Origin of the sequence: Streptomyces sp. NPDC016459 (genome assembly GCF_040632845.1) — a bacterium.
Taxonomy (GTDB): domain Bacteria; phylum Actinomycetota; class Actinomycetes; order Streptomycetales; family Streptomycetaceae; genus Streptomyces.
Genome location: NZ_JBEYCR010000002.1, coordinates 1 through 23910, shown reverse-complemented (window position 1 = coordinate 23910; position 23910 = coordinate 1). Strand labels below are relative to the sequence as shown.

The 23910-nt window shown below is 72.6% G+C and carries 22 protein-coding genes and 4 pseudogenes; 13 read left to right on the top strand and 13 right to left on the bottom strand.

Features of this window, described 5'->3' with window-relative positions:
* Positions 1–18: 18 nt before the first annotated feature.
* A complete protein-coding gene (locus ABZ567_RS05620; RefSeq protein ID WP_360786473.1) occupies positions 19–1239 on the bottom strand; it encodes an MFS transporter in 1221 nt (406 codons plus the stop codon).
* A 103-nt stretch (positions 1240–1342) separates the two neighbouring features.
* Here ABZ567_RS05620 and ABZ567_RS05615 point away from each other — a divergent pair, with 103 nt between their 5' ends.
* Positions 1343–2323 (top strand): helix-turn-helix domain-containing protein, encoded by a 981-nt coding sequence (locus tag ABZ567_RS05615; RefSeq protein WP_360785108.1) that lies wholly within the window; start codon positions 1343–1345, stop codon positions 2321–2323.
* On the opposite strand, the gene ABZ567_RS05610 is transcribed toward ABZ567_RS05615, so the two are convergent.
* Entirely contained in the window at positions 2284–3501 is a 1218-nt protein-coding gene (locus ABZ567_RS05610; protein ID WP_360785106.1) for an MFS transporter, read from the bottom strand. The genes ABZ567_RS05615 and ABZ567_RS05610 overlap by 40 nt on opposite strands.
* 54 nt (positions 3502–3555) lie before the next feature.
* Here ABZ567_RS05610 and ABZ567_RS05605 point away from each other — a divergent pair.
* Positions 3556–3689: pseudogene (locus tag ABZ567_RS05605) on the top strand (cyclase family protein); the annotation flags it as partial.
* Between the two features lie 279 nt (positions 3690–3968).
* On the opposite strand, the gene ABZ567_RS05600 reads toward ABZ567_RS05605, so the two are convergent.
* Positions 3969–4481 (bottom strand): ATP-binding protein, encoded by a 513-nt coding sequence (locus tag ABZ567_RS05600; protein WP_360785105.1) that lies wholly within the window; start codon positions 4479–4481, stop codon positions 3969–3971.
* A 367-nt stretch (positions 4482–4848) separates the two neighbouring features.
* Here ABZ567_RS05600 and ABZ567_RS05595 point away from each other — a divergent pair.
* Positions 4849–5023 (top strand): annotated as a pseudogene (locus tag ABZ567_RS05595) (cyclohexanecarboxylate-CoA ligase); the annotation flags it as partial.
* Positions 5024–5117: 94 nt separating this feature from the next.
* On the opposite strand, the pseudogene ABZ567_RS05590 reads toward ABZ567_RS05595, so the two are convergent.
* Positions 5118–5456, bottom strand: a pseudogene (locus ABZ567_RS05590) (STAS domain-containing protein); the annotation flags it as partial.
* A 182-nt stretch (positions 5457–5638) separates the two neighbouring features.
* Here ABZ567_RS05590 and ABZ567_RS05585 point away from each other — a divergent pair.
* Positions 5639–6220, top strand: coding sequence for a sigma-70 family RNA polymerase sigma factor (locus tag ABZ567_RS05585; RefSeq protein ID WP_360785103.1), 582 nt, complete (start codon positions 5639–5641; stop codon positions 6218–6220).
* A complete protein-coding gene (locus ABZ567_RS05580; protein ID WP_360785102.1) occupies positions 6217–7467 on the top strand; it encodes a zf-HC2 domain-containing protein in 1251 nt (416 codons plus the stop codon). The genes ABZ567_RS05585 and ABZ567_RS05580 overlap by 4 nt, the downstream gene beginning before the upstream one ends.
* 14 nt (positions 7468–7481) lie before the next feature.
* Here the strand turns inward: ABZ567_RS05580 and ABZ567_RS05575 are convergent, their stop codons facing one another.
* The 4 genes from ABZ567_RS05575 to ABZ567_RS05560 all read right to left on the bottom strand — a co-directional run bounded on the left by ABZ567_RS05575 (position 7482) and on the right by ABZ567_RS05560 (position 10889).
* Positions 7482–8321, bottom strand: coding sequence for a hypothetical protein (locus ABZ567_RS05575; RefSeq protein ID WP_360785100.1), 840 nt, complete (start codon positions 8319–8321; stop codon positions 7482–7484).
* Positions 8318–8986 carry a nucleotidyltransferase domain-containing protein gene (locus ABZ567_RS05570; protein WP_360785098.1) on the bottom strand — a complete coding sequence of 223 codons (669 nt, stop codon included), beginning with the start codon at positions 8984–8986 and terminating at the stop codon, positions 8318–8320. The genes ABZ567_RS05575 and ABZ567_RS05570 overlap by 4 nt, the downstream gene beginning before the upstream one ends.
* A complete protein-coding gene (locus tag ABZ567_RS05565) occupies positions 8983–10473 on the bottom strand; it encodes a pyridoxal-dependent decarboxylase (protein WP_360785097.1) in 1491 nt (496 codons plus the stop codon). Before ABZ567_RS05565 ends, ABZ567_RS05570 begins: the two co-directional genes overlap by 4 nt.
* A gap of 95 nt (positions 10474–10568) precedes the next feature.
* A complete protein-coding gene (locus ABZ567_RS05560; RefSeq protein ID WP_360785095.1) occupies positions 10569–10889 on the bottom strand; it encodes a hypothetical protein in 321 nt (106 codons plus the stop codon).
* A 161-nt stretch (positions 10890–11050) separates the two neighbouring features.
* Here ABZ567_RS05560 and ABZ567_RS05555 point away from each other — a divergent pair, with 161 nt between their 5' ends.
* Both ABZ567_RS05555 and ABZ567_RS05550 read left to right on the top strand, forming a co-directional pair.
* Positions 11051–12325, top strand: coding sequence for an XRE family transcriptional regulator (locus ABZ567_RS05555; RefSeq protein ID WP_360785093.1), 1275 nt, complete (start codon positions 11051–11053; stop codon positions 12323–12325).
* Entirely contained in the window at positions 12322–12852 is a 531-nt protein-coding gene (locus tag ABZ567_RS05550; RefSeq protein WP_360785091.1) for a GNAT family N-acetyltransferase, read from the top strand. Before ABZ567_RS05555 ends, ABZ567_RS05550 begins: the two co-directional genes overlap by 4 nt.
* A gap of 44 nt (positions 12853–12896) precedes the next feature.
* Here the strand turns inward: ABZ567_RS05550 and purU are convergent, their stop codons facing one another.
* Together purU and ABZ567_RS05540 are read right to left on the bottom strand one after the other, a co-directional pair.
* Complete coding sequence (gene purU, locus ABZ567_RS05545) at positions 12897–13748, bottom strand: formyltetrahydrofolate deformylase (RefSeq protein WP_360785089.1); 852 nt, start codon at positions 13746–13748, stop codon at positions 12897–12899.
* Positions 13749–13830: 82 nt separating this feature from the next.
* Positions 13831–14274 carry a hypothetical protein gene (locus ABZ567_RS05540; protein WP_360786471.1) on the bottom strand — a complete coding sequence of 148 codons (444 nt, stop codon included), beginning with the start codon at positions 14272–14274 and terminating at the stop codon, positions 13831–13833.
* A 180-nt stretch (positions 14275–14454) separates the two neighbouring features.
* Here ABZ567_RS05540 and ABZ567_RS05535 point away from each other — a divergent pair, with 180 nt between their 5' ends.
* Positions 14455–15762, top strand: a complete 1308-nt coding sequence (locus tag ABZ567_RS05535; RefSeq protein ID WP_360785087.1) for an ABC transporter substrate-binding protein — start codon at positions 14455–14457, stop codon at positions 15760–15762.
* A gap of 6 nt (positions 15763–15768) precedes the next feature.
* Here the strand turns inward: ABZ567_RS05535 and ABZ567_RS05530 are convergent, their stop codons facing one another.
* Positions 15769–17202 (bottom strand): hypothetical protein, encoded by a 1434-nt coding sequence (locus ABZ567_RS05530; RefSeq protein ID WP_360785085.1) that lies wholly within the window; start codon positions 17200–17202, stop codon positions 15769–15771.
* Positions 17203–17325: 123 nt separating this feature from the next.
* Positions 17326–18708 (bottom strand): transcriptional regulator, encoded by a 1383-nt coding sequence (locus tag ABZ567_RS05525; protein ID WP_360785083.1) that lies wholly within the window; start codon positions 18706–18708, stop codon positions 17326–17328.
* A gap of 255 nt (positions 18709–18963) precedes the next feature.
* On the opposite strand from ABZ567_RS05525, the gene ABZ567_RS05520 reads away from it, so the two are divergent.
* The 3 genes from ABZ567_RS05520 (at position 18964) to ABZ567_RS05510 (ending at position 22209) form a co-directional block, all read left to right on the top strand.
* Entirely contained in the window at positions 18964–19650 is a 687-nt protein-coding gene (locus ABZ567_RS05520; protein WP_360785079.1) for a bifunctional DNA primase/polymerase, read from the top strand.
* Positions 19651–19723: 73 nt separating this feature from the next.
* Positions 19724–20569 (top strand): ABC transporter ATP-binding protein, encoded by an 846-nt coding sequence (locus ABZ567_RS05515; RefSeq protein WP_360785078.1) that lies wholly within the window; start codon positions 19724–19726, stop codon positions 20567–20569.
* Positions 20566–22209, top strand: coding sequence for a transporter (locus ABZ567_RS05510; protein ID WP_360785076.1), 1644 nt, complete (start codon positions 20566–20568; stop codon positions 22207–22209). Before ABZ567_RS05515 ends, ABZ567_RS05510 begins: the two co-directional genes overlap by 4 nt.
* Positions 22210–22425: 216 nt before the next feature.
* Here the strand turns inward: ABZ567_RS05510 and ABZ567_RS05505 are convergent, their stop codons facing one another.
* A complete protein-coding gene (locus tag ABZ567_RS05505) occupies positions 22426–22896 on the bottom strand; it encodes a carboxymuconolactone decarboxylase family protein (protein ID WP_360785074.1) in 471 nt (156 codons plus the stop codon).
* 191 nt (positions 22897–23087) lie between these two features.
* Here ABZ567_RS05505 and ABZ567_RS05500 point away from each other — a divergent pair, with 191 nt between their 5' ends.
* Both ABZ567_RS05500 and ABZ567_RS05495 read left to right on the top strand, forming a co-directional pair.
* On the top strand, positions 23088–23774 hold the full coding sequence (locus ABZ567_RS05500) for a class I SAM-dependent methyltransferase (protein WP_360785072.1): 687 nt from the start codon (positions 23088–23090) through the stop codon (positions 23772–23774).
* Positions 23775–23811: 37 nt separating this feature from the next.
* A pseudogene (locus ABZ567_RS05495) lies at positions 23812–23910 on the top strand (IS5/IS1182 family transposase); the annotation flags it as partial.

The window sequence follows — 23910 nt, the reverse complement described above, 5'->3', positions numbered from 1 at the left end:
CGCCCGGGCCACCGGCCCCTACAGCCTCGGCAGCGTCCTGATCGGGCGTACCGCGAGCAGCGCGCCCACCACGAGCACCGCGATCCCCGCGCCCACCGTCAGCACCGCCTCCGTGCCGACCGCCGCCGCCACCGGCCCCGACAGGGTGCGGCCGACGCCCATCATCAGGAGCGAGCCGGCCACGTCGTACGCGTGCATCCGGTTCAGGGCCTCCTGCGGTACGTGCGTCTGGACGGCCGTCGACCACATCACCAGCCAGAACGCGAAGGCCGCCCCGCCGATGAACTGGCCCGCGCCGAGCAGGGCCACCGGTGCGCCGAGACCCAGCAGGGCGAGGTTCACGGGGAGGCCGAGGAGCGCGACGGCGCCCGCCGCGAGGGGTGTGCGGGGGCGCAGCCGGAGGGCGAGCAGGCCTCCGGCGGCGCTGCCGGCGCCGTTGACGGCCATGAGCACGCCGTACGTGGCCGAGCCGTGGTCCTCGGTGACCAGGCTCGCGGTGAGCGGCACCATGGGTCCGGCGACGGTCAGTCCGTACACCGTCCAGATGCAGATGACCCCCCAGAGCCAGCTTCGGGCCTTGAACTCACGCCAGCCACCGCGGAGTTCGGCTCTGAGCGTGTCGCGCCGCAGGGAGTCGGAGGGGAGGCGCGGGATGCGCATGAGGGTGAGGCAGAGGGCGCTGACCGCGAACGTGACGCCGTTGACGGCGAAGGCGGCGCCCGCGTTCCACACGGCGACGAGCAGTCCGGCGGCGGCCGGGCCCCCCATGGTCATGAGGGCTTCGACGACCCGCAGGACGGCGTTGGCGCGCTGCACGTCGGGGGCGATGCGGGGGACGGTGGAGGCTACTCCCGGCTGGAAGAGGGCGGCGCCCGTGCCGGCGGCGACGGAGAGCACGTACACCGCCCACAGCGGCGGGCTGCCGAGGGTGAAGGAGACGGCGAGGACGGCGGCGCCCGGCAGGCGCAGCAGATCGGCGAGGATCATCATGCGGCGGGCGGTGAACCGGTCGGCGAGGACGCCGCCGAAGAGCACGAAGAGCGCGAACGCGGCCGTCCAGCCGCCGAGCGCGTAGCCGACGGTGGAGCCGGGGTGGCCGGCACCGAGGAGTCCTGCGGCGAAGGCGACGGGCACCATGCCCTCACCGAAGACGGCGACGCCCCGTGCGACGAAGAAGAGCCGGAACTCACGGTTCCAGAGGGCGGGGGGCGCGGTGCGCGGCTCCACCGGGGCGGGAATCCGTTCGGGGGCCTCAGACTTGTACGTGTCGTCCGTCACGGACAGCTGGCCTATCACCCGCGTGGTCTGGACCACCAGTGAATTTCCGGAGGGAGCACCGTCCGTGCCCACGCCCCACCGCGTCGTCGTTCTCGCGCTGCCCGGTCTCCTGCCCTTCGAGCTGGGCATCCCGCACCGCATCTTCGGCCGCGCCCGCGACTCCGAGGGCCGGTTGCTGTACGAGACCGTCACCTGCGCGCCGGTCGCCGGGCCCGTGCGGACCGACGCCGACTTCTCGGTGTACGTCGAGCACGGCCCGGAGGCGCTCGGCACCGCCGACACCATCGTCGTGCCCGCCTCGTACGAACTCGGCCCCGTCTACGACGAGGGCAGGCTCACCGACGAGCTGGCGGCCGCGCTCGGCCACGTACGGCCCGGGACCCGGCTCGTCTCCATCTGCACCGGCGCGTACGTGCTCGCCGCCGCCGGTCTCCTCGACGGGCGTCCGGCCACCACCCACTGGTCCTCCGCCGATCACTTCCAGCGCCTCTTCCCGCGGGTACGGGTCGACGCGGACGTCCTGTTCGTCGACGACGGCGACGTCCTGACCTCGGCGGGCGTGGCCGCCGGGATCGACCTGTGCCTGCACATCGTGCGGCGCGACCACGGCACGGCCGTCGCCAACGACGTCGCCCGCAGGACGGTCGTGCCGCCGCACCGGGACGGCGGCCAGGCCCAGTACATCGAGCGGCCCCTGCCGGAGCCCGGCACCCACACCACGACGGCCGCGCGCGCGTGGGCGCTCGCCCACCTCCACGAGCCGATCCAGCTGCGGGACCTGGCCGGGAAGGAGGCGATGAGCGTACGGACGTTCACCCGCCGCTTCCGTGACGAGGTCGGCATCAGCCCCGGCCAGTGGCTCACCCAGCAGCGGGTCGAGCGCGCCCGGTACCTGCTGGAGTCCACCGGCCTGCCCGTCGACCGGGTCGCGCGGGACGCGGGCTTCGGCACGGCCCAGTCCCTGCGGACGCACCTGATGAGCGCGATCGGGGTGACCCCGACGTCCTACCGGCGCACCTTCCGCCCCGGCGCGACCACGTCCTGACCGGTGGAGGCGGTGGCGCGGGTCATCCGCCGTTCCCCCACCGCTCCGATCGCCGTGAGCAGCACGGTGAGGCCGACCCCGTAGAGGATCGCCGTCGACGGTGCGACCACCTTGAGCAGGCCGCCCGCGAGGGTGCCGCTGGCGGCGTAACCCGCGCCGACCGCCGCGTACATGACGGAGTACCCGGCGGCGAGCATGGACGGCGGGAGGATCTCCCGCAGGGCCAGGTTCCGGCTGAGCATGGCGGGGGCCATGAGGAGGCCGGACGCGGCGAGGGTGATCGCGATGCCGGCCGTCCAGGGCAGGACGGCGACGAGGGCGACCCCGGTGGACACGCCGAGGACCAGGACGACGGCCTGGACCGGCAGCGGTCCGGGCCAGCGGCCGCCCCGCAGACCGTACACGAACGCGCCGACGGCCGATCCGATCGAGAACCCGGCGAGCAGGGGCCCCGCCCAGCCGATGCCGATCCCGCGCTGTTCCAGCAGGGCGGGCAGGATCAGTTCGGCGAGTGCGAGCAGGGTCAGGGCGCCGGCCCCGAGGACGTAGACGGGCCAGGCCCGCAGCAGCGCCCGCCGCGACGCGGCCCCCTTCTCCTGCGGCTCGGCCGCCCAGCCGACGGGCAGCAGCCACAGACCGGCCACCGAGAGGCCCATCAGGACTCCCTGGACGAGCAGCGGTACGGCGGGGTCGACGCCGAGCGCAAGCCCGGTGGCGAGCGCGGGCGCGGCCGCCCAGATCGCGAACACCAGCACCGACTCCATGCTCATGGCCTGGGTGACGGCCCGTTCCGGGACGAGGCTGGTGAGCAGGGCGCGCAGCCCGCCGGGCACGGCGCCGGGTCCGGCGCCCGCGAGCAGCGCGAGGGCGGCGAGGACGACCGGGTGGGCGCCGGGCAGGAGGCCGAGCCCGGCGAACCCGACGGCGCCCACCGCGAGTCCGGCGGCGAGCTGGGGCCGGGCCCGCTCGGCGTTCATGCGCATGCCGAGGACAGGGGCGGCGATGATCTCGCCGAGCACGTACGCGGCGGCGAGCGCGGCCCCGAGCGAGTAGCCGCCTGGTCTTTCCCGGACGAGGAACACGAGCGCGAGCGGTGCCATCGCGACCGGCAGCCGGCCGGCGACGGTGACGACGGACCACACGAGGACGGGACGGATGGCGAGCTCGCGGTAGGACATGCCAGGACCGTAACGGCCCTACACCCCTGGGGCCCAGCCCGTTTCCGCGCCTGGGGCCAGAACGGGAATCCGGAATCTCTGTCCACAGCCTGTGCACAAGAACGGCGGTGCGCGTCCTGGTCTCCGCGACGCCCGAGCCGTTCGTCGGCGCCCCGGGCACACCGGTGGCTCCGGTCGCCGTCCTCTGACGCCGAGACGCGAGGACGTCAGGAGACTGACGTGAGGACGCGAGGACGCGAGGACCCGGGCATGAGGACGCGAGGACACGGACGTTCACGGGCGGCGGCGCGCTCGCGCGCGCCCCGAGCACGGCACGGCCGCCGCCACCGGGGCACGACCCGCACACGCCGAGGGCGCACGGCCCTCGGCTCCCCTCGCCACGAATCGCTCACCCCAGGGTGGGCAAAACGTCATGAAACGTCAACAGTGCACCCGACCGCGGGATACGGAGCCGCCCGGAGCCGACGTCACGCCGGGGCCAGCGTCCCGCCCGGAGTCACGACATCCCCCGGAGTCACCGTCACCCCTGGAGTCACCACACCCCCCGGAGTCACCTTCACCACCGGCGCCGGCACGTGCGAAGGCGCGGCCGGAGCCGGGTCGACCTCGCACCAGATGCTCTTGCCGGCCCCCTCGGGCTGCCAGCCCCACCGGTCCGCGAGGCCGTCCACCAGCTCCAGGCCGCGCCCGTTGGTGGCGTCGCCCTCCGCGTGCCGGGGCCGTGGCGGGCGTTCACTCGCGTCGGCCACCTCGACCCGCACCCCGCCCTCCGCCGCGAACAGCATCCGCAGCACGGCCGGGCAGCCCGTGTGCACCACGGCGTTGGTCACGAGCTCGGAGATGATCAGTACCAGCGTCTCGGCCAGCGGCTCGTCATCCCGTATGCCCGAGCCGGCGAGCCGCGACCGGGCCCACCTCCGGGCTCGCCCCACCTCTGCCGGGTCCGGCCCGACCTCCAACTGCACCTGAAGCACCTGCACCGCTCACACCATCCGAACCGGCGGACACACCTTCACGGAACGTGATTCCCTTACGGCACAGCATGGTTGACGTACAGTCACCGCAACAAGCGCTTCGGGCATATTCCAGCGCGAAGGAGTACGCATGGTCCATACTGTGCGACGCACTCTGCGGGTAGTCGAACGCCCGGCGCGAGCGGCGGGCATTCCCGGAGCCGGAGTCACCTCGGGGGCGACACCGGGACGTTCCGGGCCGACGAGCACGCGCATCCCACGGAGCGTACCGGAGCCGGAGGCCGACTCCGGGCCGTGACGGACCCGCCGGAGGACACAACCCGATATCGACGTTCCGTGACCCGACGGGCGCGCAACGCTACGGGGCGGCGGCCCGCCGGGCGCGGCCCCGCTGACCCTCCCGGCGGTGACGGCCCTGCGGGAGGCGGGCCTCCCCGTCCACAAGCCGCCGGAACAGCTGGAGGTCCTCGACGCGCTCCCCCGCGACGAGACTCCGCCGAAGGTGCTCACGTAACGAACTCAGGGAGAGATGCGGTCCGTCGCGATGAGGTCCGCCCTGGTGACGCTCACCGCGCCGGTGTCCGCCTCGTCGCCGCCCGGCCCCGCGAGCGGGCCGTCCACGGGCACGGGGTCCGTGCCGGTGAGCGCCGCCGCCCCGTCCTCGTACACCTCGAAGAGGCGGCGGACGCCGAGCGCGGCGAGCACCCGGCCGACGTGACCCTCCCGGTCCTCGGGCAGGACGAGCCGGAGCCGGCCCCCGCACGAACGCAGCAGCCGACGGGCCGCGATCAGCATGCCCACGCCGCTGGAGTCGCAGAACCGGACGGCGGACAGGTCGAGCACCAGGTCGTGACGGCCACCCGCGACCACGTCGTGGACGCGGCGACGTATGCGGGGGGAGGTGATCAGGTCCAGTTCGCCCCGGACGCGGAACAGCGTCCAGGAGCCGTGCTCGTCCTCGTCGACCTCGATCGTCGTCACGGGCGTCGCCTGCCCCACCCCCCACCTCCGAAACCACCGCGTCGAAGGATGACGCGTTCCTTACCACCCGGATCCCCGTCAAGGGCGCACTTGCGGCAAACAGAGGCGCGTTGTCGGTACGGCGCACTACGTTGGAGGGGAACCGGGGGCGCCGGAGGGAGCCGGGAGGGGCGGAGGGTCGGATGGCGATGGACACACCACCTCGCTGGGACCGCAGGATGCAGCAGCGGCTGGCGCGCGGGGAGGCCGCCGCGCTCGGCGAGCTGTACGACCGGTTCGCCTCGCTCGTGCACAGCCTCGCCCACCGGGTCCTCGACGACGACGAGGCCGCCGACCAGATCACCCGCGAGGTCTTCGGCTACATCTGGGAGAACCCCGACGCGTACGACCCGAAGCAGGGCAGCATGCGCGGCTGGATCGCGAGGCTGACGCAGTCTCAGGCCGTGCACCGGCTGCGGCAGGCCGAGGCGACGGCGTACGCGGAGACGGGCCGAGGCTCGGTGGAGGAGCTGGAGCAGAAGGTGCGGCGGGCCTCGGTCGCGGCCCGCGCCGACTACATCGTGACGTCCATGCCGACGCCGCTCAGGGCCGCGCTCGAACTGGCGTACTTCCAGCGGCGGGACTACCGCCAGACCGCCGCCGACCTCGGCGTCACCGAGGACGAGGCGCGGCGACGCCTCCGCCTCGGGCTCCAGCTGCTGTCCTCGGCGAACACCCGGCACCCCGAGAGCGGCGGACCGCCCGGCTACGGACGGGCCCGGTGACCGGGGCGAACGGCGACGCGGACGGCGTCGCACGCGCCCCGTGGGTGCCGGGGCCGCGCCGGGCGGCGGACGACCACGCGGACCTGACGGCGGACGTGTACGGCACGGAGCCCGGGGAGGACCCGGAGCCCGAGCCGGAGGTGCCGGTCCTCACCCACCGCGTGCTGGAGTCCCTGCTCGGGGCGTGGGCGCTCTCGGCGTGTTCGGCCGGGGAGACGCGGGCCGTCGAGGACCACCTCACGGCCTGCGCGCCGTGCGCGGACGAGGCCCTGCGGCTGCGTGACGCGGTGGCGCTGCTGCACGAGGACCGGGACCTGGACCTCGACCCGCTGCTGCGGTCCCGGGTCCTGGAGAGCTGCCTCGGCCGTCGCCCGGCCCGCATCCCGGTCCCCGGCTGGGTCACCCCGTACGACGCGGAGACGGCACGGCTCGACGCGCTGCTCCGGGACATCGGCGAGTCGGAGTGGCACGCGCCCGTACGGCTCAAGTGGTACGAGGAGGACCGGATCGTACGGCGGAAGGCGACGGTCGCCGGCGTCATCGGACACCTCCTCGCGGTGGACGGCCTGGTGTCGGCGGCGCTCGGCCTCGACGACCCGCTGGGCGCGGACACGCCCGAACTGTCACCGGCCGAGCGGACGCAGGCGTTCTGGGCGGGCCTCGACCGGCCGGCGAACCGGACGCTGCGGGGACCCTGGCGGGAGCAGAGCCACACCCTGATCCGTACGGTCTCGTTCGCGGGGCGCGGGGTGGCGGACCTCACGGTCACCTACAAGGACTTCGCGCTGCCGCTGCGGGACTCGCTCCTGGAGAGGGCGTTCGAGTGCTGGGTGCACGCGGAGGACATCGCGCAGGCGGTGGCGTACCCGTACGCGCCGCCGAGCGGCGCGCACCTCCACGACATGATCGACCTGGCGGCCCGGCTGCTCCCCGGGGCCCTGGCGAACCGGCGCCGCGCGGGCCTCGCGTCCCCGGCCCGTCATCTGGTGGCGGCGGGCGCACCGGGCCGCTCGCTCCACCTGGAGGTGGAGGGCGCGGGCGGAGGCCACTGGTACATCGCGCTGGACTCCCCGGCCGCCGTCGGCTCGGCGGACCACACGGTGGCGCAGGTGGCGATGGACGGGGTGGAGTTCTGCCAGCTGGTGGCGGGCCACGTGCCCCCGGAGGAAGCGGCGGCGGGCCAGGACGGCGACCGGGAGGCCATCAGAGACGTCCTCTCCGCGGCGGCGTCCTTGAGCCGCTTGTAGCGCCTGCTGCGGGCTTACTCGTTCTCGGGCATGGGCAGCGGCTGTCTCCGGCGGTAGGCCTCCCATGCCCGTCCCGCTGCCACGGCACGCTCACGGTACTGACGCAGCTCGGGAACACCCTGCCCTGCGCGTTGGGCCCAGTAGGTGGTGATCGAGGACGCGAACGCGGTGATCGCGTTGCCGGGTGCGTCGCGGTAGGCCGGGATCCGAGTTGCGTGCTTCTCGGCGTTCTCGGAGGTGTGCCCGGCAAGGATGAGTTGCGGGACGAGGAGCGCCACGTCGAGCCAGGCCGCGCCCCGATGCACGAGTGCCCAGTCGACGAGGCGGACGTCCTTGGAGACGAGGAGGTTGTCGGCGCGGATGTCGCAGTGCAGGAGCGTGTCGCCCTTCATCGCCCCGTGGTACTCCGCAGCCTGTGCGACGACAGGGTGATCGGTGAGCTCCGGTGCGTCCGGGTACGGGCACGGGGTGAGCGGTGCGTGGAGCGCGGCGACGGCGTCCAGGACGAGCCCCAGGTCCGGCGAGCCGGGCGACAGGTCCGGGTGGCGGCCCTCGATGTGCTCGAAGACCAGGACGAACCAGCCGTGCTCGTCGACTTCGGCGAGCAGTCTCGGGCCCGCCCCCGGGGGCAGGGCGCGATTGGTCGCTCCCTCGGTGCGGTACATGGCGACCAGCGGGTCCCCGATGGGGATGGCCTTCACGAAGGCCGCGCGGTCGTCTTCCTGCGGCACCCGGACGCGGACGCCCGGGGTGAAGCCGCCGGCCACGGGCACGGCCGGGCCGGTGGCGCTGAGCTGGTCGGTGAGCCGCTCACGGAGCGCGAGCGGGAGGTCGTCCCAGGTGCGGGGGGTCACGTCGCTCTCCGTGTGATCATGTCGTGGTGGATGTGGACCTGGCCATCGTGGGCCAGGTGGGCAAACCCCCGGCGCAGGACCGCGTGCAGGTGGGGCTCGTGCCGGTACCCGAGGAAGTGTTTCTCCGTCAGGCCCTCCGCTGACGACAATAGGGCTCTCAAGGCCGTCACGAGAGTGAGCCTTCCGGCACCCGTGATCCGTAGGGCCAGGAGCGCGCAGCCGCGTTCGGCGGCGGCCACGTGGCGGCGGTAGGTCTGGATGTCGCCGGTGAGGAAGACGTGCGGGCTCGTCAGGGCGTTGAGGACGAGCCGAAGCTTGAATGCCGGCGAGTTCAGCGTCGCGGAGTCACCGACGGGTGTGGCGTAGGCGGTGATGCCGTCGAAGCCGCCGAGGTGAGCCGCGTGCTCGATCTCCCGTGTGGTGGCGTAGAGCTTGGAGGTGAAGCTGACCTCCTCGTCGAGGGACAGCCCGTGGTCGCCGTGGAGCTGCTTGACACCGTCGATGAGGCGGGCGAGCCGGGCCTCGGGCAGGGGCTCGCTGCCGGTGTAGAGGAGATCGAGGTCGGATGTCGGCCGGGGGCGGGTCGCGTGGGAGCCGTACGCGAGCGCGTAGCCGTCGGCGGCCGGGTGCAGGGCGGCAGCCGCCGTGAACAGGCCGGTGTTCAACTCTGCTCCAGGGCGTGGCCGAGGCCGGTGACGTAGGCGAGGGCGTCACGCATGTGGCTCTCGCTGATGCGCCCGTTGTTGCCCATGAAGCGCAGCGGGTTGAGCGTGGCGCCCTGTTGGATACGCCCGGTGTCGTCGGGGAGGGAGAACTGGTGGAAGTGCCAGCGGCCCTCTTCCAGGATGCGGGCGTGGATGGCCTTGCTGATGCTGTTGATCCGCGCGACGTCCGGACGGGCCGGGTCGTGGCCGGTGGGCAGGTACATGAACACCACGGCGGTCATGTCGGGCTCGTTCAGGCGCAGCAGGCGGGGGTTCTCGTCGACGAGTCCGGTGAAGGTGCGGGTGGCGATCAGGCGGCGTCGCATGAGGTCGGCGAGCCCTCGGCGCCCATGGGCTCGCATCATCGCCCACAGCTTCACCGAGGACCACTCCTTGGTGCCGATGAACGGGGTGACCTGTCCGAACGCGAAGTCCTCCTGCATGATCAGGTCCGAGTATGAGGAGACGAGTCGCAGCGACGCGGGCTCGCGGACCAGGAGCGCGGACATCGCGTAGGGGATGTCCATGACCTTGTGCGGATCGACGGTGACCGAGTCGAAGTCCTCGATCCCGGCCAGCTTGGGCGCGAGTTCGGGCGTGAACGTGCACATCAGGCCCCAGCAGGCGTCCGCGTGGAGCCAGGTCCGGGGGTCGATGGCGCGGGTGATGTCGTGGACCGCGCGGAGGTTCTCCACGGTGTGGGTGCGACTGTCGCCGGTGTAGGCGATCACGGCCATGACTTCGCCGTGCCGTTGCCTCAGGGTGCGTTCCAGGGCGGTCAGGTCGTAGCGGTAGCCGCGGGTGGGAACCTCGATGATCCGGCCGCCGCAGCCGATCCACTCCAGTGCGCTCTTCACGCTGTAGTGACCGATGCCGGCCGGGACGACGATGTGCATGCGGGTGGCGTCCGTAATGCCCTCGTGCATGGTGCCTGGGGCGACGTTCTCGCGGGCCAGCATCATGGCCGTGGTGTTGGAGCCGGTGCCGCCGTAGGTGGTGACGCCGCCGACGTCCCAGACCGTCTGCACGTCGGCGACGGACGGGTTGCTGTAGCCGATCAGGTCGCGGAGCCAGCGGATGACGGCGATGTCGGTGAACGTCGCGGAGGGGGCGGCGAAGGACTGGTTGATGAGGTTCTGCTGGGCGAACAGGGCGAGTAGGCCGCCGGCGAGCGCGGCGACGTCGGCGCCGGTGTGTCCGAAGCCGAGGAACCGAGGGCTGGCTTCGTTGTTGCACATCGGCAGGACCGTGTCCACGAGCTCTTGGACGACCGACGGGAGGCAGGTCGGCCCCTCCGGCAGATCGGTGACGAGGAGGTCGCGGATCTCAGCGGGGGCGAGGCGCTTGCGGGTCACCCGGTCGTCGAGCTTGAAGTCGACGCCGACGGTGACGATCTGGTTCAGGAGGGCGATGGCACCGTTGCGGTCCATTTCGTTCAGCAGAGGCATGCAGGGCTCCTTCTCGAACTCGGTAAAGGTGTCCCGGCCCTCCCATGAGAGAAGGCCGGGACATGCGAAGGGGGAAACCGGGGTGGGAGCGCTTCTCAGGGACCCGGTATGGGGTCGGGCAGTGCTGCGAGGGTGCGGTCGAGCGCACCGTGCAGGCCGTCCACGAGCCGGGCCCGGGACTGCGCGCGCTTCAACGTGTCGGCGACGCGGATCGTGGGCGCCCGAAACCCTCGGGCTGCTTCGGCGAGCGTGATCCCGGTCCGCGTGTGTAGGTCCGCGGGCAGTCCCGGGCGCGCCAATGCCGTACGGATCTCGCGGACCAGGAGCTCGGCGGGGTCGGGGTCGCACGCGTACAGAGCGACCACAGTCGTCTTGCGGCGCGCGTCGGCGGGCGGGGTTGGACGGATGTCGGGCACGGATTCGCCTCCCGAAGGCGGTGTGTCGGCGTCTCGCTCCAGACAACCGCGTCAAGAGTCACGAGGTGCATAGCGAAGTCGTCCTCGTTGCCCGCGACTTGTGTAGCGGATTGACCATTCCTTGACCTTCGCGGCGATGCCGGCCCCTCTACCGTGGAGGGATGGCCCATGTGCGGAACGAGGTGTTCATCACCTGGATGGCGGCGAACGGCTGGACGGCACTCGAACTCGCCAAAGCCCTGAACACGGTCATCCGTGATGTCACGCAGAAGACCTCGGCACGCGGCGAGCTGTCCGAGGTGACGGTACGTAAGTGGCGTGCGGGCGAGACGACGTGGCCGCAGGCGAAGGCTCGAATGGCACTGGAGCAGGTCAGCGACCGCCCCGCAGTGGACTTGGGTTTCGTACCGCCCGACCGTCGCAAGAACCGCGTCGTCGCCCGGGAGGGCCCGTTGCACCGCCGTACCTTCTTCACCGTCGCGTCCGCCGTCGGCGCGGCCGCCCTGTCCGGCGCCGCTTCCTCCGTCGGCGGCGCCGATGTGCTGCGTCTGCGCCAACAGCTCGACACCGTCAACGCTCTCGAGGACCGACGCGGCGGCCACGACCGGGTGGAGAAGGCCGCGCTCGCCGGAGCGGCGGAAGCCGTGTCGCTCCAGGCTCGGGCCGCCACCCAGCGCACCCGGCAGCGGCTGTTCGCGCTCGCGGCCGACTTCACCGCCACCGCCGCCTGGTCGTGCGTCGACGCCCACGAGCGCGCCCGCGCCCGCCGGCACCTGGACCGGGCCCTGTACCTGGCCGGACTCGCACAGGATCCGGCGCTGACCCTGCGAGTGTGGAACTCGGTGTCGATGCTCGCACACCAGCAGAACGACCATGCCGAGGCCTTCGCCGCGGGCCAGGCCGCGAAGGCGACCGCTGTCACCCGGCGCGATCCGCTGTACGCAAGCCTCGCCCACGCTCGTACCGCGATCGCCCATGCGCACCTGGACGAGGGCCGCCCTGCCCTGCGCGCGCTCGACCTCGCCGCGGCCGCGCTCGACAAGGCGGAGCTGGACAGGCCCCGACCGAGCTGGATCGCGTTCTACGGGGCGGCCGAACTCTTCGCGCTCACCGCGATCGTCCGTGACCGGCTGGGCGACGCGGCCGAAGCCGAGGCCGCCTCCTTCCAGGCCCTGGCCGTGCTGCCGGACACGTTCCGACGCAACCGGGCCCTCACCACCGCCCGCCTGGCTCTCGCCCAGCTCCACCAGGGCGACGTCGAGCAGGCCACCGCCACCACCGCGCGGGTCTTCGACGAGATGTGCGGAGCCCCGCTGCCCGGTCGCATGCGCTCACTCCTGGGCGACTTCCACCGCGACCTGATCACCCTCGCCCCCGGCTCGGCCATCGCCCTGGACTGGGCCGACCGCTACCGCACCGAATGGAGCCGCCCATGAAACCGGCCTACACCCTCCGCCGCTACGGACAGACCGCCGCGACCGAGATCAGGCAGATACTCCTCGATGTCCACGCGGACGCCTACGCCACCGAGACGGGCGACCGTTTCCACGACCAGGAGCGGTTCGCCTGGTTCGTCGACCACTGGAGCGGCCTGCCCGGCTTCGACTGTGTCATCGCCTACGACGGCGATGAGCCCGCCGGCTACGCCTACGGCGCCCCCGCCGTCGCAGGCCGTGAGTGGTGGCGTGAGTACCTCTCCCCCGGCCCCGCCGACCCCGCGACGTTCTCTCTTTCGGAGCTGATGGTCCGCCCAAAGTGGCGCGCGACCGGCCTTTCGGCCCAGCTGCACACCGAGCTCGTCGGCCCGCGTCCCGAACCCCTGGCCGTACTCCTCGTCGACACGGCTCACCCTCGCGTCCAAGCCCTCTACGAGCGCTGGGGCTACCGCAAGATCGGCGAACGCAGACCCTTCGCGGACTCCCCGCTGTATGCCGTGATGCTCCGCGGCCTCGCCGAGGCGTAGTGCCCCCGGCCCGGCCCAGCAGGGTGTCCGAGGGCCGCCCGGCGTTACGCGAAGACGACCGTGCGGCGGCCGTTCAGGAGGATCCGGTGTTCCGCGTGCCATTTGACCGCGCGGGCCAGCGCCTGGCATTCGACGTCGCGGCCGACCGCGACCAGCTGGTCCGGTGTCACCTCGTGGCCGACGCGCTCGACCTCCTGCTCGATGATCGGGCCCTCGTCGAGGTCGGCCGTCACGTAGTGGGCCGTCGCGCCGATCAGCTTCACGCCCCGGGTGTGCGCCTGGTGGTAGGGCTTGGCGCCCTTGAAGCTGGGGAGGAAGGAGTGGTGGATGTTGATGATCCGGCCGGAGAGCTGCTTGCAGAGGTCGTCGGAGAGGACCTGCATGTAGCGGGCGAGGACGACCAGCTCGACGTTCTCCTCCCGGACCAGGTCCAGGAGTTCCGCTTCCGCCGCCGCCTTCGTGTCCTTCGTCACCGGGATGTGCCGGAAGGGGATCCCGTAGGAGCCGACGAGCTCCTCGAAGTCGGTGTGGTTGGAGACGACCGCCGCGATCTCGACCGGCAGCGCGCCGATGCGCGAGCGGAACAGCAGGTCGTTCAAACAGTGGCCGAATTTCGACACCATGAGGACGACCCGCATGCGCTCTTCGGCGCGGTTGATGTGCCACTCCATCGTGTAGGCGTCGCCGACCGCGGCGAAGCTGGCCCGCAGTTTCTCGACGTCCACCGGGGCCTCGGCCGAGAAGTGGACCCGCATGAAGAAGAGACCGGTGTCCCGGTCTCCGAACTGCTGACTGTCCTCGATGTTGCACCCCGTGATGAAGAGGTAGCTCGACACGGCGTGCACGATGCCCTGCTTGTCGGGGCACGAGAGGGTGAGGACGTACTGGTCGGTCATCCTGTCAGCCTGCCATAAACGGGCGGGCGGGGTGACCCGCCGTCCGTCTGACGGAACGCTTCAGGAGCGGATCGGGACGGGCTCACGACCGCGTCATGAGGCGCAGCACGTCCAGGGAGCGCGGAGGCGTGTCGGGGTCCTCGCCGTCGGCCCGCGCGAGCCGTACGTGCGCCTCGCGGGCGGCCCGTACGGCCTCGGGCCAGCCGGGGTGCTCCAGGTACGCGGAGACGGCGGCGTCGGGCCCCACCTGGTGCATGATGCGGAGCACCCGGAGGACGGCGACGTCGACGAGGGCGGCCTCGCCGGTGTCCCGGAAGATCGAGCCGACGTACTTCTCGGCGGACCAGTTGTCGAGCCAGGTGTCCTCGACGAGGCGGTAGACGGCGTCGGTGACGTCGCCGTACCCGTCCAGGCCCGCGAGCCAGGTCGTCTCGTGGAACCCGGGATCGGAGAGCATGTGCAGCGCCGAGCGCACGTTGCTGCGCCAGCGCCACCACGGCATGTCGTTGAGCGGCATGCCGCCCATGGTGGAGGAGCGACGGCCGCGACGGGAAGAGTTCACCGAACCGGAGACTGGACTGGACACGTTTCGATCGTACGTTCCCTTGTCCGGTAACCGGAGTCCGCCCCTCGCGACTCCGGTAATTCACCTTCAGGTCACCCACCGTTGAACCATGCTCACTCCCGCGTTACCCATGAGGCGGAAATGTGCATGACCATGACCGGTAGGCGACTGACCTCACTCCTCGCGTACGTCACGACCGCGGCGACGGGAGCTTCGTTGCTCACCGGGTGCGGCGTGTTCCCTGGGGCCACGGGGGGCTCCAGGGAGCCCGTCACGGTGATGACGTGGGCCCCCGACCAGACCCGGGCGACCAACATGCCCGGAATGCCCGCCATGGCGCAGGCCTACGCCCGGTGGATCAACTCCCAGGGCGGTATCGACGGCCACGAACTGCGCGTCCTCACCTGTAACGAACACAACACCAGCGCGGGCGCCGCGGCCTGCGCCCGCCGGGCCGTCCGCGAGAAGGCGGTCGCCGTCGTCGGCTCGTACAGCCAGAACGGGCGCGCCTTCATGGCCCCCCTGGAGGCCGCCGGCATCCCGTACATCGGCGGCTACGGCATCTCGGAGGACGAGTTCACCAGCCCGCTCTCCTATCCCGTCAACGGCGGGCTCGCCTCCCTCATCGCCGGCCACGGCATGCAGCTCGCCGCGTCCTGCCGCACCGTCTCCCTCGTCCGGCCGGACACGCTCGCCGGCGACAAGCTTCCCGAGCTCCTCAACTCCGGTCTGCGCAAGGCCAGTCATCGCAACGCCGTCGACATCCCGGCCGTCGAGGACGCGGCCGAGTACACCGCGCAGGCCGACCGGGCCCGTGAGAAGGCCGGCGACGAGGACGGCTGCGTCACAGCCGTGCTCGGCGAGCGCACCCAGACGTTCTTCGACTCCTTCCGCCGCCTCCCGCAGACCGACGCCGGCGAGGGCGAGCACGGCGACGGCGACTCGGGCGGGAAGCGGGACGCCGTACGGATCTCGTCCGTCCTCGGCAGCGTCGGCCAGCCCGTGATCGACCGCACCGGCGGCGCCCGCAGCCCCTTCGAGGGCGCGTTCGTCACCGGCTGGTACCCGGAGGCGTCCGACAAGAGTTGGGCGCCGATGCGCAAGGTCATCCAGGAGCACGCGTTCGCCGACAACCGGGTCGACCCGGCCGACGCGGGCGTCCAGACCACCTGGATCGCCTACACGGTCCTCAAGGAGGTCGTCGAGGCCCTCGACGCCGACCGGGTCACGGCCACGCAGATCGCCCACGCGCTCGACCGGGGCGAGCGGATCGACACCGGGGGCCTGACCCCCGCCCTGCGCTGGAAGTACGAGGACCTGCTCGGCGCCCCCGGCTTCCCCCGGATCGTCAACCGCGAGGTGACGTTCCAGGTGGTCCGCCAGGGGCGGCTCGTGGCGCAGAAGCCCGGCTTCGTCGACGTCGGCGAGACCGTCCTCAGCGCCCCGTAGCCCCTGCTACAGCTGGGTGGGCTCGCGCTTCTCCAGTCCGTACTTCTCGGCGGTCGGGTTCCACAGATCGGCCGCCGTGCGCTTGGCCCGGGTCGCCTCGCCGCTCTTCGCGTTCGCCGCGGAGAGCTGGTTGGTCGAGCGGGCCTTGCCGTCCTTGCACGCCTTCTTGGCCTTCATCTGGACGGCCCAGGCCGCGTAGTGGTCGTCGGCGGACGCCGAGGCCTGCCAGGCCTTGGTGAGCGCCGCCGTCAGGGCGGCGTTGTCCGGGACCTTGTCGACCGACAGCGTCCGGAGCTTGGCGACCAGGCCCCGGCGCTGGTCGGCGGCGCCGCGCAGGTCGGCGGCCGCCTTGTCGAGGTTCTTGCACTGCTTGATGGACTCGACCGAGCTGATGACCGTGTCACGGCTGCTGCTGCTGGTCGCGAGGAGCTTGCTCAGCTCCCGCGCCTGCGGCTCCGCCGGGTCGGCCGGCTTCTCGGTGGGGGCATCGCTCGTGGGCGGCGCGGAGGAGCTCGCCGCCACGTTCTGCCCGTCCGCCTTGGGGTCCTTCTCCTCGTCCCCGCCGCTGAGGAACGCACCGGCGCCGAGACCGACGACCGCGCAGCCGACGACGACGGCGGCGATCAGCGCGACCGGCGACTTGCGGCGCGGCGGCTCGGGCTCGCCGCCGTCGTAGTAGGCGTCCTGGTAGGCGTACTGCTGCGGGGGCGGCGGCTGGTGGTGCTGCTGGGGCTGCTGGTACGGGGCAGGGGTGGGCTGCTGGTACGCCTGCGTGTGCGGCTGCGGCTGCTGCGGCGCCCGGGGCGCCTCCGTACGGAAGAGGCTGTCGAACTCGGGGGGCGGCTGCCGCTCCCCGGGCTCCTGAGCCGGTACGGGGGCGATGTACTGGGTCGCGTCCGATGCGCCCGCCGGCCCGGAGCCGTGCTGGCCCTGCTGCCCGTGGCCGTGCTGGCCCTGCTGCCCGTGCCGGCCCTGCTGCCCCTGTGCCTGGAGCGGCCCCGTGCCCAGGAACTGCGTGTGGGAGCCCCCGCCCTGCTGCGGCGGCACCGGCGCGATGTGCTGCGTGGCCTGCATGTCCCCGGCGGCCGGGGGCGGATACCCGTACCCCGGCTGCGGCGCCCCCACCGGCGGCGGGTACCCGTACCCCGGCTGCGGAGCCGAACCGGGCGGCATCGCGCCCTGCGCCGGGTAGCCGTAGCCGGGCTGCGGCGGGGCGCCCTGCGGCGCGACCGGCGGCAGGTACTGGGTGGACTGCATGTCGGCGGCGCCGCCCGGCGTCGCCTCGGGGGGCAGCGGCTGCGCGGGCGGCAGCGGCTGTCCGCCCGGCGAGGCGCCGGCCGGACCCCAGGTGCCGCCCCACGGCTGTGCTCCCCCTTGGGCGTCCTGCGCGGGGGGCACCGCCGGGTACTGCGGCTCCGGACCCTGTCCGTTCTGCGTCACCGGGACTCCTACTGATGGACCTACGGAATCGACGGCCCACGCTACCGGGTACGCGCCGGGCTCCGCACACACGTGTGAGCCCGATTACACCCCCTTCTCCCGCGGTACGGCTCCCACCTGGCACTACGCCGCGTACAGCTCCATCCGCGCCCCGAACTCCCGTACCGCCGCCTCCCCCGCGTACGGCTCCAGGCGCTCCCTCAGGTCCTCCAGGTACTCGGTGCCCCGCGACGACCGCAGTGTGCTGAGGAGTTCGAGCGCCCGCGTCCCCGTGCGGCAGGCCTGCTCGACCTCCCGTTGCTGGACCTGCGCGGAGGCCAGCAGGGCGAACCCGATCGCCCGCCGCCTCGCCCGCGTCGCCGGATGCCCGGCGATCGACTCCTCCGCCGCCCGCGCCGCCGCCTCCGCCTGCCCCAGGTCCCGGTAGCAGTGCGCCAGTTCGTCCGCCAGGTACGCCTGGTCGAAGTGGGCGATCCACGCCGGGTCGTCGCCCGCCTCCGGATCCGCCCGCTCCAGGGCCCCCACGGCCCGCCCCGCCGCCTCCTCGAAGGCGCGGACGTCACCGAGGAGCGCATGCCCACGGGCCTCCGCCGCGAAGAACATCGCCTCCGCCCGCGGCGGCACCTTCCCCCGCGCCCCTTCCTGCGCGGCCCGCGCCAACTGGGCGATCTCCCGCGGGTTTCCGAGCTGCGCGGCGAGATGGCTCATCGAGGCCGCGAGCACGTATCCGCCGTAGCCCCGGTCACCGGCGGCCTGCGCGAGCCTCAGCGCCTGGATGTAGTACCGCTGGGCCAGCCCCGGTTCACCGGTGTCCACCGCCATGTACCCGGCGAGTTCGGTGAGTCGCGCGACCGCCCCGAACAGCTGTCTGCCGATCGCCTCCCGGTAGGAGCCGGACAGCATGCCCGAGACGACGCTGTTGAGGTAGTGGACGACCACCGGGCGTACGTGCCCGCTGCCGAACCGCCGGTCGAGGTCGACGAGCGCGGCCGTCATCTCCCGTACGGCCGCCACGTCCGCCACACCGACGCGGGCCCCCGCCATCCGCGCCACGTGCGCGTCCGGGCCGGTGATCAGCCAGTCCCTGCTGGGCTCGACGAGCGCGGAGGCGGCGACCGTGGACCCGTTGAGGAAGTCGCGGCGGCCGACGTCGCTGCGCCACAGCTCGCAGACCTGCTCGATCGCCCCGGGCACGGTCGGCGCGAACTGGAGCCCCACCCCGGCGGCGAGGTTGCGGCCGTTGGCCATGCCGACCTCGTCGATCGTGACCGTGCGGCCCAGCTTGCGGCCGAGCGCCTCGGCGATAATTCCCGGGGCGCGCCCGCGCGGCTGCTGCCCGCGCAGCCAGCGCGCCACCGAGGTCTTGTCGTACCGCAGGTCGAGGCCGCGCTCCGCGCCGACCATGTTGACCCTGCGGGCGAGGCCGGCGTTGGAACAGGCCGCCTCCTGAATGAGCGCCTGGAGCCGTTCGTTGAGCTGGCGCGGAACGAGTGGCCTGGCTGCCATGAGTACCCCCTGAGGCCGTGCGGTGGTCACGAGAAGTGATCACTGCCCGGTGAATATCCGGTCAATGCCGATGTGAACACGAGAAACCGGACACGTCGGCCGCGACCTCGCACCGGCGCCCCCCTCTGTGCGTACCCACCCCCGCACCCCGGCCCCCCGCGCGCCCCCGCCCGTGCACCGATGCGCCCCGCGTGCAGGATCGATGCCTCACACCGCGCGGCGCCCCGCCCGTAACCCCGGGTGACGGGGGAAGTTGTGTTCACCGTGGAAGAGACCATCGGAGTCACGGAAGCCGCACAGATCCCCAAGCAGCGGGGCGAGCAGCTGCTGGACAGCGCCGTGCGGTACGCGGAAGAGCGGCACTGGGACGTGTTTCCCGGGACCTGGCTGGAGGCCGTCGAGGGCAGGGAGCGCTGCTCCTGCGGCGCGGACGCGTGCGCCGTGCCCGGTGCCCACGCGGTCAGGCCCGACTGGTCGACCCAGGCGACCGGCAGCGGGGTCGGGGCGCGCCGCATGTGGACGAAGCAGCCGAAGGCCTCGATCCTGCTGCCGACGGGCCGCACGTTCGACGCGATCGAGGTGCCCGAGTCGGCCGGATTCCTGGCACTCGCCCGGATGGAGCGCATGGAGCTGACGCTCGGCCCGGTCACCTGCACCCCGGACCGCCGCATGTACTTCTTCGTGCTGCCCGGCGCCGCGGCCAAGGTGCCGGACCTCGTCCGCAAGCTGGGCTGGGTCCCCGCCGCCATCGACCTCGTCACCCGCGGCGAGGGCCACTACGTGGCGGCGCCGCCCACCCGGATCGGCGGCTGCGGTGCGGTGCAGTGGGCCCGGCGCCCCACCCCGGCGAACCGCTGGCTGCCCGACGCGGAGGAGCTGATCAGCGCCCTCGCGTACGCGTGCGGCCGGGAGGCTGCGGAGGCGCGAATCCGCAAGGAGTGACCCCGGAGCCCCTGCGGGCTCCCCCTTAGGGTGGGGCCCGTACACACGGGGACGACCTAGGGGATGACCGACCATGCCTGACCAGGCATTTGACAGAGAGTTCGACAAGGCGGGCGCCGCACCGGCGGACGGTGCGGCGCCCGCCGTGCGCGTAGAGGGCCTGTGGAAACGATTCGGCGGGCAGATCGCGGTGAACGGGATCGATCTGGTCCTGCCCGCGGGCCGGTTCATCGGGCTCGTCGGGCCCAACGGCGCCGGCAAGACCACCACCCTCTCGATGATCACCGGACTGCTCCGCCCCGACCAGGGCCGCATCCACGTCGCCGGGCACGACGTGTGGGCCGACCCGGAGTCGGTGGCCCAGGTCAAGGCCCGCATCGGCATCCTGCCGGAAGGCCTGCGACTCTTCGAGCGTCTCTCGGGCCGTGAACTCCTCGCGTACAGCGGCCGGCTGCGGGGGCTTCCGGGCGACGAGGTCGACAAGCGGGCCGCGCAGCTCCTCGACGTCCTGGACCTGACCGGCTCGCAGAACAAGCTGGTCGTGGACTACTCGACCGGTATGCGGAAGAAGATCGGGCTCGCGGCGGCGCTGCTCCACAACCCCGAGGTCCTCTTCCTCGACGAGCCCTTCGAGGGCGTCGACCCGGTCTCGGCGCAGACCATCCGCGGGGTCCTGGAGCGGTACACCGCGTCCGGCGCCACCGTCGTCTTCTCCAGCCACGTCATGGAGCTGGTCGAGTCGCTCTGCGACTGGGTCGCCGTGATGGCGGCGGGCCGGATCCGGGCGCAGGGGCCGCTCGCCGAGGTGCGGGGCGAGGCGCCCTCGCTCCAGGCCGCGTTCCTCGAACTGGTCGGGGCGAACGGGCGCGAGGCCGCCGGGGACTCGCTGGACTGGCTGGGCGGCGGGGCACAGCGATGAGCGCCGTGACGACCACTCCCGCGACCGCCGCCACCTCCCCCGTACCGTCCCTCACGTCCGTCTTCGTACGGCTCAAGCTGTCGCTGCTGCGCAACGGCCTGAGGCAGTCGGGCGGGCGGACCGCCGCGTACATCGTCTCGATCGTCTTCGGGGTGGTCCTCGCCGCGGGGACGGTGCTGTCCTTCGTCCTGCTGCGGGGCAGCGCCGACGCCGGCACCATCGCGGTCCTGATGACGGGGGTGACCGCGCTGTCGTGGGCGGTGATGCCGCTGTTCGTGCCCGGCGGCGACGAGACCCTCGACCCGTCGCGGCTCGTGATGCTGCCGCTGCGGCCCCGGCCGCTGATCCGGGCCCTGTTCGTGGCGTCCCTGGTGGGCGTCGGGCCCGTGCTCACCCTGTTCCTGGCGTTCGGCGCGGCCCTGTCCGTCGCGCACGGCGCCGCCGCCACGGTCGCCGCCGTCGTCGCCGTCCCGCTGACGGTCGCCGTGTGCGTGGCCCTGTCCCGGGCGGTGGCCGCGGCCAACATCCGGCTCCTCACCTCCCGCAAGGGCCGTGACCTGGCGCTGCTCAGCGGCCTCGTCATCGCGGTCGGCATCCAGGTCGTGAACTTCGGCGCGCAGCGCCTCAGCCGGCCCGGCGGTCTGACCGCGCTCGAACCGGCGGAGGCCGTCGTCGACTGGCTGCCGCCCGCCGCCGCGATCGGCGCGGTCGACGCGGCGAGCAGGGGCGACCACGTGACGGCGGCGGCCCGGCTGCTGCTCACCGCGGGCGTGCTCATGGTGCTCGTGTACTGGTGGCGGCGGAGCCTGGAGCGGCTGATGGTCGAGCCGGACGGTTCGACGATCGGTGCGGCGTCCGACGCGGGCGGCCGTGAGAAGTCCAGCGGTACGGGGTGGCTCGCCCGCGTGCTGCCGGACGGGCGGGACGGCGCCGTCATGGAGCGCAGCCTGCGCTACATGTGGCGCGACCCGAAGACGAAGGCCTCCTGGGTGACCTCGCTCGCCCTCGGCCTGATCGTGCCCCTGTTCAACGCCCTCCAGGGCACGGGCTCGATCTACTGGGCCTGCTTCGCGTCCGGCATGCTCGGGATGCTGATGTACAACCAGTTCGGGCAGGACACCTCGGCGTTCTGGATGGTCGCCCAGACCCTCTCGACGACCGCCGACGCGTACGCCGAACTCCGCGCGCGTGCCCTGGCGCTGCTCGCCGTCACCCTGCCGTACGCGACGCTCGTCACGGTTCTCACGACGGCCGTCCTCGGTGACTGGTCGCGGCTCGCGGAGGCCCTGGGTCTGGCGTTCGCCCTGCTCGGCGCGATGCTGGCGACGGGCGCCGTGGCCTCGGCCTTCTTCCCGTACTCGATCCCGCAGGACAGCGGCTACAAGAACGTGGCGCCCGGCCAGGCGGGTCTCGCCTGGATCTCGATCCTGGGCGGCATGCTCACGGCCCCGCTGCTGTGCGCCCCGCTCATCGGCGGGACGGTGTACCTGCATCTCTCCGACCAGCAGTCGCAGCTCTGGCTGCTGTTCCCGGCCGGGACGCTCTACGGCGCGCTCCTGGTGTGGGCGGGTCTGAAGCTGGCGGCTCCGCGTACGGCGGGGCGGCTGCCGGAGATCCTGGCGGCGGTGAGCAAGGGGTAGGCGGTGGGCGGCGGCGGTACGCACGCGCGTGCGTACCGCCGTGCCTCAGCCGGTGAACGGCTCGGGGCCGAAGCGGCCCCACACCACGAAGCCGATCAGGACGATGTAGCGATGTCCAGTCCCATGAGCTTCAGCTCACCGCGCCCCGGACCCGGGTGATCGCCGCCCCCACCATGAGGAGCAGCAGCCCGAGGTGGGGGCGGACGGGGACGGTCGTCAGCCGAACTGGCCGGGCTGGTAGTCGCCGCCGGGCATCTGGATCATGGCGTTGCCCCGGTTGAAGGCGTTGATGACGGCGATCGCGGCGACGAGGGCGGCGAGCTGCTCCTCGTCGTAGTGCTTGGCGGCGTTCGCCCAGGCCTCGTCCGTGACCCGGCCGCCGTCGGCGAGGCGGGTCCCCTGCTCGGTCAGTTCGAGGGCCGCCCGCTCGGCGTCGGTGAAGACGGTGGCCTCGCGCCAGGCCGCGACCATGTGGAGGCGCAGCTGGCTCTCACCGGCGGCGGTGGCGTCCTTGACGTGCATGTCGAGGCAGAAGCCGCAACCGTTGATCTGGCTCGCGCGGATCTTCACGAGCTCCTGTGTCGCGGCGGGCAGCGACGAGCCTTCGAGGGCCCTGCCGGCCGCGATGATGTGCTTCCAGACCTTGCCGGCGATCGGGTTCTCGAACATGTTCAGGCGGGCGCTCATTGCGGGCTCCTCCGTCGTGAGTGGCTTACACACACAGGACGGAACGGGCCGACGCGATGTGACACGGGGGGATGTGACGTACGTCGCACGGGCGGGAGGCGGGCGTCGCGCGCGTCGAGGGCGTCACTGCGGGCGGGGTGTGACGGAAGCCGGCGGGGGGTGAGGGGGCGCCGGGAACTACTGTCGCGGTCATGGTCGACCACGACACCCTCCGTGCCACCCGCGAGGCCTACGACGCCGCCGCTCCCACATACGCCCGGATGTTCAGCGACACGCTGCGGAACAGGCCCCTGGACCGGGCGATCCTGGGCGCCTTCACCGAACTCGTACGCGCGGGTGGGGGCGGCGACGGGCCGGTCGCGGATCTGGGGTGCGGGCCCGGTCACATCACGGCCCATCTGCACGAGTCGGGGCTCGCGGCGTTCGGCGTCGACGCCTCCCCCGCGATGATCGCGCTCGCCAGAGAGGCGTATCCGGACCTGCGGTTCGACGTGGGCTCGATGGCCGCGCTGGACATCGGCGACGGCGAGCTGGCCGGCGTACTCTCCCGCTGGTCCGTCATCCACACACCACCGCCCGAACTGCCCGCCGTTCTCGCCGAGTTCGGTCGCGTCCTCGCGCCCGGCGGCCATCTGTTGATCGGCTTCTCGGCGAGTGACGGCCCGGCCCATCCGACGCAGAGCTTCGACCATGCCGTCGCCACGGCCTACCGATGGGCGCCCGACCACCTGGCCGCACTGCTGCGCGAGTCCGGCCTCGTCGAGGTGGCCCGCCTGATCCGTGAGCCCGAACCCACCGACCACCGACAGTTCCAGGAGGTCCAGCTGCTCGCGCGCAGGGCGGAGGCCCCGCTTGAGGGTCCGAACGACGGGAGCTAGAGCGTGTCCCTTTGATCAGTTGGTCAGTTGATCGGATGTGGCTGTCCGCTTAGTAATCACCGATGCGATGTGGGACCGGATCGAGCCGCTGATGCCGGCCGATCCGGTCCGCGGTCGGCGGTGGGCCGACCACCGG